Source organism: Nonomuraea sp. NPDC059194 (assembly GCF_042754765.1).
Classification (GTDB): domain Bacteria; phylum Actinomycetota; class Actinomycetes; order Streptosporangiales; family Streptosporangiaceae; genus Nonomuraea.
Genome location: NZ_JBHZBH010000006.1, coordinates 106,559 through 119,972, shown reverse-complemented (window position 1 = coordinate 119,972; position 13,414 = coordinate 106,559). Strand labels below are relative to the sequence as shown.

The 13,414-nt window shown below is 70.9% G+C and carries 10 protein-coding genes; 4 read left to right on the top strand and 6 right to left on the bottom strand.

The window, feature by feature from the left end:
- Window positions 1-28: 28 nt before the first annotated feature.
- Window positions 29-1,246, bottom strand: coding sequence for a hypothetical protein (locus tag ACFXJ8_RS10990; RefSeq protein ID WP_379643669.1), 1,218 nt, complete (start codon window positions 1,244-1,246; stop codon window positions 29-31).
- Between the two features lie 323 nt (window positions 1,247-1,569).
- Between ACFXJ8_RS10990 and ACFXJ8_RS10985 the strand changes: the two genes are divergently transcribed.
- On the top strand, window positions 1,570-3,531 hold the full coding sequence (locus ACFXJ8_RS10985) for an ATP-dependent DNA helicase (protein WP_379643668.1): 1,962 nt from the start codon (window positions 1,570-1,572) through the stop codon (window positions 3,529-3,531).
- Between the two features lie 116 nt (window positions 3,532-3,647).
- On the opposite strand, the gene ACFXJ8_RS10980 is transcribed toward ACFXJ8_RS10985, so the two are convergent.
- Window positions 3,648-4,466: an MOSC domain-containing protein gene (locus ACFXJ8_RS10980; RefSeq protein ID WP_379643667.1), complete on the bottom strand. Its 819-nt coding sequence runs from the start codon at window positions 4,464-4,466 to the stop codon at window positions 3,648-3,650.
- A gap of 107 nt (window positions 4,467-4,573) precedes the next feature.
- Between ACFXJ8_RS10980 and ACFXJ8_RS10975 the strand changes: the two genes are divergently transcribed.
- Together ACFXJ8_RS10975 and ACFXJ8_RS10970 are read left to right on the top strand one after the other, a co-directional pair.
- On the top strand, window positions 4,574-8,128 hold the full coding sequence (locus tag ACFXJ8_RS10975; protein ID WP_379643666.1) for an AAA family ATPase: 3,555 nt from the start codon (window positions 4,574-4,576) through the stop codon (window positions 8,126-8,128).
- A 322-nt stretch (window positions 8,129-8,450) separates the two neighbouring features.
- Complete coding sequence (locus tag ACFXJ8_RS10970) at window positions 8,451-8,711, top strand: hypothetical protein (protein ID WP_379643665.1); 261 nt, start codon at window positions 8,451-8,453, stop codon at window positions 8,709-8,711.
- A gap of 440 nt (window positions 8,712-9,151) precedes the next feature.
- Here the strand turns inward: ACFXJ8_RS10970 and ACFXJ8_RS10965 are convergent, their stop codons facing one another.
- Entirely contained in the window at window positions 9,152-9,757 is a 606-nt protein-coding gene (locus tag ACFXJ8_RS10965; RefSeq protein WP_379643664.1) for a DNA-binding response regulator, read from the bottom strand.
- Window positions 9,758-9,789: 32 nt separating this feature from the next.
- Here ACFXJ8_RS10965 and ACFXJ8_RS10960 point away from each other — a divergent pair, with 32 nt between their 5' ends.
- Window positions 9,790-11,592, top strand: coding sequence for a sensor histidine kinase (locus ACFXJ8_RS10960; protein ID WP_379643663.1), 1,803 nt, complete (start codon window positions 9,790-9,792; stop codon window positions 11,590-11,592).
- On the opposite strand, the gene ACFXJ8_RS10955 is transcribed toward ACFXJ8_RS10960, so the two are convergent.
- From ACFXJ8_RS10955 to ACFXJ8_RS10945, 3 genes are read right to left on the bottom strand one after another with little or no spacing between them, the layout of a single operon-like run.
- Window positions 11,589-12,692, bottom strand: a complete 1,104-nt coding sequence (locus ACFXJ8_RS10955) for an epoxide hydrolase family protein (protein ID WP_379643662.1) — start codon at window positions 12,690-12,692, stop codon at window positions 11,589-11,591. The genes ACFXJ8_RS10960 and ACFXJ8_RS10955 overlap by 4 nt on opposite strands.
- The gene (locus ACFXJ8_RS10950) at window positions 12,689-12,997 is read right to left on the bottom strand and encodes a hypothetical protein (protein ID WP_379643661.1); all 309 of its coding nucleotides are present in this window, start codon (window positions 12,995-12,997) and stop codon (window positions 12,689-12,691) included. Before ACFXJ8_RS10950 ends, ACFXJ8_RS10955 begins: the two co-directional genes overlap by 4 nt.
- Window positions 12,924-13,076, bottom strand: coding sequence for an epoxide hydrolase N-terminal domain-containing protein (locus ACFXJ8_RS10945; protein ID WP_379643805.1), 153 nt, complete (start codon window positions 13,074-13,076; stop codon window positions 12,924-12,926). The genes ACFXJ8_RS10950 and ACFXJ8_RS10945 overlap by 74 nt, the downstream gene beginning before the upstream one ends.
- Window positions 13,077-13,414 lie beyond the last annotated feature (338 nt).

Genomic DNA, 13,414 nt, shown 5'->3' with positions numbered 1-13,414 from the left:
CGGCGGCCAGTTTCTCACACGCGTGCGGTCACCACTCCCTGCGGTCGGTCCTGTCGTCGCGGTACTGCTGCTCGGGGCGCAGACGTTCGCCCGTGACGTACATCTGGTCGGTCACGTAGGGGCGGTGGACGGCGGGGTCGGGCTGCTGGTGCTGGTAGGCGTCGGGGCCGAGGCCGAGCGGGTCGGCGGGGTTCATCGGCTGGTAGGACGGCTGGCCGTACTGGTCCTGCTGGGTGTACTGGTCCTGCTGGGTGTACTGGTCCTGCTGGCCGTACTGGTCGGCCTGGGGGTACTGGTCGGGTTGCGGGTACTGCTCGGGGGCCGCGGCCCTGCGGCCCGCGCCGGGGATGCCGTGCATGGGCGTGCCGAGTCCGGCCGAGGTGGGGACGGTGCGCTGCGGCGGCGCGAAGGGGTCGGTGTACGGCGGTGCGGGCGGCTGGGTGTAGGGATCCTGGCCGTACTGCTCTTGGGCCTGCCTGGGCGGGGTGTGGCCCTGGGTGCTCCCGAACGGATCGGAGTGGGTGCTTCGCGGAGTGCTCTGGGGGCTGCCCTGGGCGCTGCTCTGGGCGTTGCTCTGGGCTGCGAAAGGGTCTGAGTGGGTCGAGTACGGCGTTGCCGACTGCATGGGGAAGCCCACCGGGTCGGTGGACTGCGGGCCCCTGGCGGCCTGGCGCTCGGCGGGCGCCTGGAAGTCGGGCAGTTGGTAGTCGGGCATCTGGTAGCCGGGGCCCGCGGCGGCCATCGGCTCGGCGCTCACGGGAGGCTGCTCGGCCAGGCGGGGCCTGCCGTCGGCGGGGATGGGCGTCTCGCGCTGGTCACTGTAGGAGGCGACGAGCTTGTCCTGCTGTGCGGCGGGCGCGCCGCGGGCCACGAGCACGTCGTTGGGCGACAGCGTCGCCGTCGGCCGCTCGTCGTGGGCGCGCTGCGGCTCGTGCTCGAAGGGCGGCGGGCGGTGGTACTGGCCCGTGCCCGGGTACTCGACGGGCGCGGCCACGGGTTCCGCGACGGGTTCGGCGGCAGGGGCGTCGGGCTGCTCGCCCGCGGCCTCCGCGTAGCCGTCGTCGAGGGTGTCGAGCAGCCGCCCGACGTCGTCCATCGGCATCCGGAAACTGCCGGTGCACATCTCCCCTCGCCACAGGCTGAGCACCAGGGTGCCCTCGTGCCAGGTGACCCGGAGACACCGCTCCTGACCTCGTGCATCGAAGAACACTTCGCCGAACGACGGCAACGGGACAACTTCTGACATGGCAGACATATTGCTTTAACCAGCCTTTATTCGTCCACTCAACCTTGAGAAACCCTACCGAAACGGGCTTTCCACACCCACCATGTGCCCCAGGCGACACAGCGAGAAGATCTTCTATGACCGGGCGGGTTACGCCCCGCAAGTGTGCCACGCCGCTACTGCAGGGGTGCCTGGAACGCCAGGATGTGTTCGCCTCCGTACGGAGAGGTGACCAGTCGTTTGCCACCCTTTGGGCGACTCTTGTGACGGCTCTGGGGGCGTCTCGACGTGGCCCCGCCGCAAGGCTGCGAATTCTGTCGCCGCGACCAGGTACGGTTTCTGCCGTGCCGGACTCCACACTCCCACCAGTCGAAGAGCTGCTGTCCATCGCCGTAGGCGCCCTGGGAGGGAGCGACAGGCCAGGGCAGATCACCATGGTCAAGGCCGTACAGCAGGCCATCGACGCCTCGGAGCACCTCGCCGTCCAGGCGGGCACGGGCACGGGCAAGTCCCTCGCCTACCTGGTGCCCTCGATCAGGCACGCGATGGAGTCCGACTCCCCCGTGGTGGTCTCCACCGCCACGATCGCCCTGCAGCGGCAGCTCGTCGACCGCGACCTGCCGCGCCTGGCCGAGACGCTCGGCAAGGACCTGCCCCATGAGCCGACGTTCGCCATCCTCAAGGGCCGGCGCAACTACCTGTGCCGCTACAAGGTGACGGCGGGCTGGCCCGAGGAGGAGCAGGACCAGCTGTTCGACCCGCGCGAGGTCAGCGCAACGGGCCGGATGGTCCAGCGCATCCAGGAGTGGGCCGAGGAGACCACGACGGGCGACCGTGACGAGCTGGTCCCCGGCGTCAACGAGCAGGCCTGGCGGCAGTATTCGGTCAGCGCCAAGGAGTGCCTGGGCGCGCAGCGCTGCCCGAGCGGCGCCGAGTGCTTCGCCGAGCAGGCCAAGGCGCGGGCCGGAGAGGTCGACGTGGTCGTCACCAACCACGCGCTGCTGGCCATCGACGCGATGGAGGGCATGGCGATCCTGCCCGACCACGATGTCGTGGTCGTCGACGAGGCGCACGAGCTGGTCGACAGGGTGACCTCGGTGGTGACCGACGAGCTGTCGGAGGCGTCGGTCTCGCTGGCCGTACGACGGGTCGGGCGGCTCATCGAGCAGCCGATCGCCGACCAGCTGATGGAGGCGGGCGAAGACCTCAAGGCGCTGCTCGAGGCCGCGCCGCCCGGCCGTATCGACGTCCTGCCGGAGGTGCTGGGGCTGACGCTCGCGCTCGTGCGCGACAGTGCGGCCAGGTGCATCACGGCGATGGGGCCGCGCGGGGCCGACAAAGACGATCCCGACAAGGCGGGCCAGCGCAAGGCGGCCTTCACCGCTCTCGACGAGGTGCACGACACGGCCGTGCGCATGCTGGAGGCCTACGGCCACGCCTCCGAGGTCGACAGGGCCGAGGTGGTGTGGCTCGACGGCAGCACCGACCGGCGTCCCGCGACCCTGCGCGTGGCGCCGTTGAGCGTGGGCGGGATGCTGCGCGACAAGCTGTTCGGCGAGCGGACGGTCGTGCTGACCTCGGCCACGCTGGCGCTCGGCGGCACCTTCGACGGGCTGGCCGCCCAGTGGGGGCTCGGCGACAAGGGGTGGACCGGCATCGACGTCGGCTCGCCGTTCGACCATCCGCGCGCCGGCATCCTCTACGTCGCCAAGCATCTGCCCCAGCCGGGCCGCGACGGGCTGCCCCAGGCCTACGTCGACGAGATCGCCGAGCTGATCGAGGCGGCGGGCGGGCGCACGCTCGGACTCTTCTCCTCGATGCGGGCGGCCAAGGCCGCCACGGAGGCGCTGCGCGACCGCCTCGACGTGCCGCTGCTGTGCCAGGGTGACGACTCGACGATGCTGCTGGTCAAGCAGTTCGCCGAGGACGAGGCGACCTGCCTGTTCGGCACGCTGTCGCTGTGGCAGGGCGTCGACGTGCCCGGGCCCTCGCTGCGGCTGGTGATCATCGACAGGGTGCCGTTCCCCAGGCCCGACGATCCGCTGACGTCGGCGCGGCAGCGGCACGTGATGGCCAAGGGCGGCAACGGGTTCATGGCGGTGGCGGCCAACCACGCGGCGCTGCTGCTGGCGCAGGGAGCGGGGCGGCTGCTGCGGGCGCAGGACGACAAGGGGGTGGTCGCGGTGCTCGACCCGCGGCTGGCCACGGCGCGCTACAGCGGGTTCCTGCTCAACTCGCTGCCGCCGTTCTGGCGGACCAGCGACCCCGCAGTGGTCCGTACTGCCCTGAACCGTCTCACCGGCTGACCGGGCTGCCATCGACACCTGCGGCAACCGGCTTCTCAGCCTCCAGGGCTCTGGGATCCGGTTGGCGCGGCTGCCCGTTGGGCCGTCAGGCCCGACCCGCGTGCCCCGCAGGCGGTTCAGCGGGGGGACACCGGATCGCCGACGCGGATCTGTCCCCGGGTGCGCGGGACCAGGCGGATGCCGAACCACGTCCTGCCGTCCCACCTGCGGTGCCGGGCGAGCGTCCGGAGCGGCTCCTTGCCCTTCAGCCGGGTGACGGGGTCGATGGTGGTCACCGCGCACCGGTCGCACAGCTCCGACACCCGGAAGTCGACGCCGCCGATCCGGACCTCCCGCCAGCCGTCCTCCTCGAACGGCTCGCCCCCGTCGACGATCACGCTCGGCCTGAAGCGCAACGGCGACAGCGGCTCCGGCGGCGGCTCGCCCCGCTCCCGTGCGCCCTCCTCGATCCATTCGTCGAGCCTGCGCGCGGAGGCGGCGGAGGTGAGCAGCAGCGGCGCGTCCCAGGCGAACGTCACCACCTCACCCGGCAGCCCGCCGTGCGCCGGGTCGATGGTACGGCGGGCGGGGTCGTCGAGCCACACCAGCCTGGCGGGTACGCCGAGCAGCGCGGTGAACCAGTCGTGGGCCGCGTCGGCGGCGAGCACGGCCCGGTCCAGTCCCGAGAACCCCACGGGGACGCTCTCCCCCGTCGCAGGGGGCACCACGAGGTCGGGCAGCCCGTCCGCGGACAGCAGGAGGCCGCCGTCGGGTCGCTCGACGGCGGTGACGGCCAGCAGGCGGGGATACTCGCCGAGCCAGAGGTTGTCGCCGTGCGGATCGACGACCGCCCATCGACGGTCACCGTCCAGGCCCCAGGGGTGGACATACGCCCCGTCCACCGCGCGTCCGGTAATGGACTTGATGGGATATATACGGATCTGCGTGATCAGCACGACTTCACTGTAGCGATCCGGGAGAGCGCTCTCTCGGTTTGACGCCGCGCCGTACCCTGAGATCCGGCACCGTTTTTGTCGGCACCAACGGCTACCTTCTGAGCACGATGCGAATTCATGACGGTCAGGCACTCATCGGCAGGGAGCACCCTGCCGAGCTGCTGCGTGCCGAGATCAGCAGGGTGACCGCCAGCCACGGCGGCCTGGTGCTGGTCACGGGCGAGGCGGGCATCGGCAAGACCACGCTGGCCACCAGCGCCGCCGAGCAGGCGAGACACGAGGGCGCGCTGGTGCTGAGCGGGTCCTGCTGGGATTCCGAGGCCGCGCCGGGCTACTGGCCGTGGGTGCAGGTCATCCGCGCGCTGCGCCGTACCAGCGAATGGCCCGCCGTCGAGGAGGCGGCGGGCGGCAGCCTCGCCGCGCTGCTCGGTGACGGTGTGGGCGGCGAGGCGGGCGACGCCTTCCAGGTCTACGACGCCGTGACCACGGCGCTGGTGACGCTGTCGCAGACCCGGCCGGTCGTGGTGGTGCTCGACGATCTCCACTGGGCCGACGGGGCGTCGCTGCGGCTGCTGGAGTTCGCGGCGCAGCACACCTGGTTCGAGCGGCTCCTGCTGCTCGGCACCTACCGCGACGTGGAGGTCGAGCAGGGCGAGCATCCCCTGCGGCCGCAGCTGACCTCGCTGTCGGCGCGCGCCACGATGATCACTCTCACCGGGCTCGACAGGGCGCAGGTGGCCGCGCTCATCGCCCGCACGATCGGCCACGAGCCCGACGGCGACGTGGTGGAGGAGATCCACCTGCGCACGGGCGGCAATCCGTTCTTCGTCGAGCAGACCGCCCGGCTGTGGCGCAGCAACGGCTCGGTGGCGGCGATCCCGCCAGGCGTGCGCGACACGCTCTGGCGTCGCCTGTCGCTGCTGCCCGCGACCGTGGTCCACCTGCTGACCACCGCGGCGGTGCTCGGCCGCGAGTTCCACCGGCGAGTGCTCGCGGCCGCGGCCGCGGCTCCGGCCGCCCATGTCGACCGGCTGCTGGCGCAGGCCGCTGCCGCCAGGCTCGTCGTCTCCCACGGCGGCGGCGTGTTCACCTTCGCCCACGACCTGGTCAGAGAGACGCTCTACGACTCGCTCGACGAGACCGACCTGCGCGCCAGGCATGCGGCCACCGTCCACGCGCTACGCGGCCTGCCCGAGGTGCTGCCGGGCGAGCTGGCCCGCCACGCCCATCTCGCGGGCGACGCCCTCGATCCCGTGCTCGCGTGCGAGCTGCTCGTGACCGCGGCCAGGCAGGCCATACACCGGCTGGCCAGGGACGAGTCGCTGATCCACTGGCGCAGGGCGATGGAGCTGGCCGAGAAGGGGCCGCCTGAGCCGTTCGTCAAGATAGGCCTCGAGTTCGGCAGGGAGCTGCACCACGGCGGCGAGGCCGACGAGTCGGCGCGCGTCTTCGATCGGGCGATCACCGTCGCCCGCCGGCTCGACGACCCCGGGCTGCTGGCCCGCGCCGCGCTGACCTTCTACGGCACCTGCGGCGTCGACCAATCCCGCACCAGCCTCGAACTGCTCCGCGACGCGCACCGCAGGCTCGCCCCCGACCACGGCGACGACGACCGGCAATCCGCCGACCGCCTCGCGCAGGACCTCGCGGTCCGCATCACCCTCCGCGCGCGCGACAGCGACGACGACGAGGCGCTGGCGGTCGGTCTGTGGGCGCTGCACGACACCATCTGGGGCCCCGGCACCGCCAAGCAGCGCGTGGAGCTGACTGATGAGCTGCGCTCGCTCGCCCGCCGCGGCAACGACGCCGGAATGGAACACTTCACCACCTCACTCCACTGGGTGGCGCTGCTGGAGCTCGGCGATCCTCGTTTCCTCGACGAGTTCAGGGGCTACATCACGGCGGGCAGGCGCAGCGACCAGGCCCACATCAGCCTGTCCACGTCGATCGACCAGAGCATCATCGAGCTCATGTCGGCCAACTTCGCCACGGCCGAGTCGCTGCTGGACGAGGTCGTCGAGGTCAGCAGTGCAGACCGCCACGCCCACTTCGCCTACATGCTCGACCACCACCGCTGGGCGCTGCTGCTGGCGCAGGGGCGGTTCGACGAGCTGCGGGCGCTGCACGAGCAGCTGCGCCTGGGCCGCCACCCCTACGCGACTCTGCTCGAATCGCTCACCGACCTGCGGCAGGGGCGAGCCGGGGCGACGTCGGCGCGGGTCGTCGACGAGCCTTCCGACGGGTCGATCCGGCCGCTGTGGTTGCGGTACCTCGCCGAAGCGGCCGCGGCCGCACGCGATCCCGGGCTGTGCGCGCGGGCGAGAGAGCTCCTGGAACCCCATCTCGACGAGTGGGCGGTCTCCCTCTTCGGCTGGGACGTCAGCGGCCCCATGATCCTCTGGCAGGGCCTCGTGGAGGCGGCCGAAGAACGCTGGGACGAGGCGATCGCTGCCTTCCGTGCCGCCCAGCGCTCGGCCGACCGGCTGCAGGCGCGGCTCTGGTCGGCGGAAGCCCGCCTGCACCTCAGTGCGGCCCTGCTCGCCCGCGCTCACCCCGGCGACGTGGCGAGCGCCGACCGGCTGCTCGACGACCTGGCCGCCGAGGCCGCCACGCTGGACATGCGCCACCTCCCCGACCGCCTTGATCGGGTACGGCAGGCCCACCGCGCCGCCGCCGACAGCGCGCACCCCACCGAACCGACCGAACCCGCTGACGCCCAGGCCACCAAGCCAGGTCACCACCAGTCCCGCACCCCCGACCACATTCAGGCCTTCGGGCCGGTTCACCATCAGACCCAGACCACCACACCCGGTCACGACCAAGCCCGCCCATCCGACCACAGCACCACAGCACGTCCCGGCCAAGCCCGCACGTCCGGCCACAGCACCACAGCAGGTCCCGACCAAGCCCGCACGTCCGGCGCGCAGGCCACCGGGCCAGGTGAGCGTCAGGCCCACACCCCCATCCACACCCAGGCCGTGGAGCTTGGCGAGCGCCAGGCACATTCGGCAGACCGCGATCCGGCCGCGTCATCGACAGACGCCGACCCTGAGTCCGCGAGGCACGGGCCTGCGCACCCCGACCCTGAGTTCGCGCGGCAGGTGCCGGTTGGTGCTCACCATGAGTTCACCAGGCAGGGGTCGGTGTGGTCACTGTCGTTCGGCGGTCGCACTGTTCACGTTCCTGACGCGAAGGGGCTCAGGGACCTCCACCACCTGCTGAGCCTGCCGGGGACCGACCTGCCTGCCGTACAGCTGCTCGCACCCGACGGGGGCGAGGTGGTGGTGGCCGCGCGCCAGATGGGCGGCGACGCGATGCTCGACGAGGAGGCAAAGGCTCACTACCGTCGCCACCTGGCCAGACTCGACGAGGAGACCGACCGCGCGCTGGAGCTGGGCGACGACGAGCGGGCGGCGCGCCTCGACGGGGAGCGCGAGGCTTTGCTGGCCGAGCTGCGAGCCGCCGCAGGGCTCGGAGGACGGACGCGCAGGCTCGGCGATGAGGCGGAACGGGCCCGTAAGACGGTCACCGCGAGGATCCGCGACGTCCTGAGGAAGCTCGACACGCTCCATCCCGAGCTCGCCGCTCACCTCCGTGCCACCGTCTCCACCGGCGCGACGTGCCGCTACGACCCTGGCAGTGCCATCACCTGGCGGTTGTGACCCCGACCTGCGGCAGCGCACCGATGCGGGTGGGTCGGTCCAGCGGCCATGGCATCGACCGGCGGCTCGACGCGGCGGACCTGGCCCCTCGCTCCATGCCGCCACGCCATGCTCTCAACGTCCAACCGGACACCCGGCCACGGCCCCCGGCCGCCCTGGAGCCGTGAATAGCCAAGGAAAAGACACTCAGGGACTTTCCGAAGGCCTGACCCTCCATTAGCGGGACCTGGATCGACACTCACAGGCCGGAAATCTAGCGTGTTCAATGGTCGGTACTGGTAACTCGGTCAGATTAACCAACCATTTCGGAAAGGGGTTAATCATGGTCAGAAACCTGTTCGCCGCCGGTGTCATGGTGGCTTCGGCATTCGTCGCCCCAGTCGCCATGACCGCCACACCCCTCCTCGCGCCTGCCAGCGCCGCGGCATCGTCGCCGACGAGCACGGCCGAGAAGGCCGACTGGAACAGGGGGCCCACGTTCGGCAAGAGATCGAGATGCATGTCATACGCGGAAGACCAGCGCTGGGACCGGTGGGACTGCCGTAAGCACAACGGTTCCTGGACCTACTGGTACTGGGACTAGAGAGCGCCGACCAATTAGTTCGACCAGTTTCCAGCAACACCGCGCAATGTAACCGCCGAACACCATTCACCTACTCGGCTCGAAGGAAGGAGAATGCCGGCGGTTTTCGCGGGCCGACACCGCAGGCGGTATCGGACCGGCTGCCGGGCGCCGCTGCTCTGGACCGGCAGGCAACCCGGGGTCTGTAGACGGGCACCGACATGGCGAGGACCGTCGGCCGCATCCAGCTGTCGCGACATGCCATGGGCGTGTGCCGCGAGCATCGACACCCTCAGCACCACCGAGGCGTCACTCGATGCACCGTCGCGGACTACGGTTGCCCCTGGAGTTGCCACCGTGCCAGGGCGGCGTGCACCGAGCCGATGGGGCCGTCATGAGCGAAATCGGCATGCCGGAAGCACCGGCACCGCCACTCCATGTGACGGCGCGCAGCACACGTCTCAAAGCCAGCCCGCCTCGGTGGCGATGCGGACCGCGTCCATGCGGGTGCGGGCGTTCAGCTTGGTCACGGCGGAGGCGAGGTAGTTGCGCACGGTGCCGTAGCTGAGGTGCAGGTCTCGGGCGATGTCGCGAGGCGTGGCGCCCCCACCCGTCAGGCGCAGGACCTCGGCCTCGCGCTCGGTCAGCGGGTTGCCGGGGACGTTGAGCGCCGCGTAGGCGAGCTGCTGGTCGACGACGAGGCCGCCGGCCGCGACCGTGCGGATGGCCTCCACCAGATCCTGCGGCCGCGAGTCCTTCAGCATGAAGCCGGAGACGTGCGCATCGACGCCCCGCCGCAGGTTGCCCGGCCTGCCCAGCCCGGTGAGGATCAGCACGCGACATTCGGGCAGCCGCTCGTGCAGGTCGGCGGCGGCGGCCAGCCCGTCGAGCGCGGGCAGCTCGATGTCGAGCACCGCGACGTCGGGCCGGTGTTCCAGCGCCGCGCGCACGATCGCGTCGCCCGAGTCCACTTCGGCGACGACCTCGATGCCCTCCTCGTAGCCGAGCAGAGCGACCAGCGCCTCGCGGAGTATCCGGACATCCTCCGCCACCAGCACACGAATCACAGGTTGCATGCTAGGCGTGATACAAAGCGCACGTGACGGTCAAGGACGCGAGTGGACGGCCGTGGATCGGCTGGGCGCTGGTGTTCGGGTACATCGCCCTGCTCGTTCCGGCGCGATTCACCATCTTCCAGGTCATGGCCCGCCTCTCGGAACGGTCCTCGCCGCTCACCTCGGCGATCGGCCTTGGCCTCATCGTGTCCGTCGCCGCGCTCTTCGCCGTGGCGGCCATGCGCAGGCGCTGGGCCATACCCGTCCTGGCAGCCGTGACCTTCGGCGCCTACGTGCCGTTCGCGATGCTGTGGGGACCGATCGCAGGGCCACTGGCCGCGGCGATGCCGCTGACCTTCGCGGGCCCTGCGGGATGGTTGCTGTTCGCGGGGGTGATAGCCGCCGACACGCTGGTTGCGGCCGTACTCCACGGGCCGGGCTTCTTCGCCGTCGCCAGCTTCACGATCATCGACCTGAACACCGGGCTCACGCTCTTCGCGCTGGTACGGCTGGCCGTCCTGCTGGCCGAGACGCACACGGCCAACCGGCAGCTCGCCGAACTGAAGGTGGCGGACGAGCGCCTGCGCGCGGCAGCCGACCTCCGCAGGGCCATCGGCACCCGGCTCTCCCGCATCATGACGCTGTCGCGTCGGGCTCCCGTGTCCGCCGACGTGCTCGTCGACATGGCACGGATCTCACGAGAGGCGGCGGCGGAGGCTCGGGGGGTCGCCGCCGTCCGCGGGGACCCCGTGCCGGCCCACCAGGCCGACCTTCCTGACGTCTCGACCGGGCTCGCGCGCTGGTTCATGATCGCGATGACCGCCGGCTTCTCGATCATCGTGCTCAACAACGTCGCGGAGATGGACACCGCTGATCAGTCAGACCGGGCTGTCGCCCTGGTCGTCGCGATATCGGCCGCCGCGCTCCAGCTCTACCACGGCGTTCCCCGGGCCTCGGCTCCCGCAGCCTGGCGCTGGACGCTCCCGGCCCAGATCCTGATCACCGGCGCGGCCACCGTGTATGTGGGGCAGGGCACGATGTCGGCTCTGCTGGGCCTAGCCGTGGCCAACACGCTGCTGTGGCTGCCCGCCCGCTGGTCGGTGCCCATCGTCGGGGTCTTCGCCATCGGCGCAGGGCAGGTGCTGCGGCTCTACCCGGAAGTCGGCGGCTATGCGCTCTACCAGACCGCGTCGGTGCTCGTCACGGCCATAGGCGTGTTCGCGTTCAACCGCCTCCCCGAGGCGGCCGCGCGCCTACGTGCGCTCCGCGGGCAGATCGCCAGGAACGCCGTGATCGCCGAGCGGCTCCGGCTGGCCAGGGACGTGCACGACCTGCTCGGCTTCACCCTGTCGGCCATCACGCTCAAGGCCGAGCTGGGTCTTCGCGTGCTCGACGACGACCCAGGCAAGGCGGAGGACCTGCTGCGGGAGGTAGGCCCGCTGGCGGTGCGAGCCCTCGCGGACGTGCGCTCGATCACCTCGGAGGGCGCTGTGCTGAGCCTGCCGAAGGAGATCGACTCCGCCCGCGCGCTGCTCGCCTCCGCAGGCGTGGACCTCCGGGTGGACGCCGCCGACCCGGAGGAGCACCCTGTGCTCGCCACCGTCCTTCGCGAGGCCGTGACGAACGTCGTCAGGCACTCGGCCGCGCGGTCGTGCACGATCTCGGTCGAGAACGACGGGCATGAGGTACGGCTGCGCGTCGCCAACGACGGCGTGGCGGAGGCCGTACCGGCGACGGGCAGCGGGCTGGCCAATCTGGCGACCAGGGTCGAGGCGGCGGGCGGCTCGTTCTCGGCGGGCGACCAGGGCGACGGCACGTTCACCCTGGTCGCGTCCGTCCCCCGCTAGGACAGTGCCGCGAAGAAGCGACGGATGTCGGCCACCAGCGGCTCGGGCGCCGCCATCGCCAGCATGTGGCTGGGATGGTCGAGATCCTCCCAGTGGACGATGTCGTTGCCTCGCTCGGCCAGCCGGCGGAAGGCCGACGAGCCGCCGTGGGAGACCCCGGTCGGCACCGCGCTCTGGTCGATCGGCATGCCGGCGGCATTCTCGTAGTACGTCCACGACGACGACCCACCGGTGTTCGTCAGCCAGTACAGGCTGGCGTTGGTGAGCACCAGGTCACGCTCGATCGGCTCGTCATCCGGCTGCCAGCCGTCGAACTCCCTGAACCGCTCCACGAGATAGGCCAATTGCGCGACCGGCGAGTCGGACCAGCCGAAGCTGAGCGTCTGCGGCCTGGCGGCCAGGTAGGGCGCGTAGCCGCTGCCGCCCGATCCTGCCAGCATGTCGGCCACCCAGGCCACGCTCGCCCGCTCCTCCTCCGACAGTCCGTCCAGCTCGCCAGGGGCACCGGTGGGCATGCCGACCCCGCCCGTGATGTGCACTCCCACCACGTGCTCGGGAAACAGGGCCCCGAGCTGGGGCGAGACCAACGCGCCCGCGTCGTTGCCATGCGCGCCGTACTTCTCGTAGCCGAGCCTGCGCATCAGCTCGGCCCAGGTACGGGCCACCCGCTCGATGTTCCACCGCCGCTCGTCGGCGGGCTCGGGGAACGGGGAGAACCCGAATCCGGGCAGCGAGGGCGCGACCACGTGAAAGGTCTCGGCGAGCGGGCCCAGGACGTTCAGGAACTCGGCGACCGAGTTCGGCCAGCTGTGCGTGATGATCAGCGGGAGAGCGTCCTCGTTGGCGGAGCGCACGTGGAAGAAGTGCACGGGCTGACCGTCGATCTCGTCGACGAACTGCGGGAAGGCGTTCAACCGCCGCTCCCAGTCCCGCCACTGGTAGCCGTCCTGCCAGTGGGCCACCAGGTCCTGGAGATAGGGCACAGGCACTCCCCTGCTCCACTCCGCGCCGGGCAGCACGGCAGGCCAGCGGGTACGGCTCAGCCGCTCCTGAAGATCGTCGAGGTCGGCCTGCGGGATGTCGATGACGAAAGGTCTCATCCGGTCACCTTCATGAAGAACTCGCGGACGTCATCCGCGTAGACGGTGGATGTCATGTGCGCGGCGTAGTGCCCGCCGCTCTCGTAGGTGTGCCACTGCACGATGTTCTTGTGGTCGCGTTCTTGTGGTCGCGTTCTTGCGGTCGCGTTCTTGTGGTCGCGTTCGGCGAAGCGCCTGATGGAGGCGAAGTCGCCCTTGGCCGCGGCGAGCCCGATCGGCCGAGCCGCACCATCAGCTCGACCCAGCCGCTCGCCAGTCGTAGCCGTTTCTCCGGTGGTCGACCAGCCGTCTGACGTGCTGGACATTCACGCCGTAGGCGTCGGTGAAGCGGGCCAGATCGAGCCGCGTCTGCAGGTCGTCCAGGTCCGCCTGGGAGATCTCGATGCGGTAGGGAGTGACGTCGAACTCATGCCTTCATCCTGGCGAAGGCGCGTTCTCGCTGGTAGTTCGCCGTGCAGGGGTTCGACGTGCAGAATGCACCAGTCTCGGACCAGATGAACCGCGACCTTGGCGGCCAGGCGGTTCACCTGGTGGTACCAGCAGCACTCCTGGGGCGCTGGCGGGGATGAGTCAGGGGCGACGCGTCGGATCCGACGACGCACCATCAACGGCACCATGTGGTTCGACGAACTCGGCGACGCCGAGCGCCTGGCGCACCAGCGCCGCGCTGGCCGAACTGGAGGGCGAGGCCGGTGCCCGCGTAGGAACCGCGGTGCTCTGGT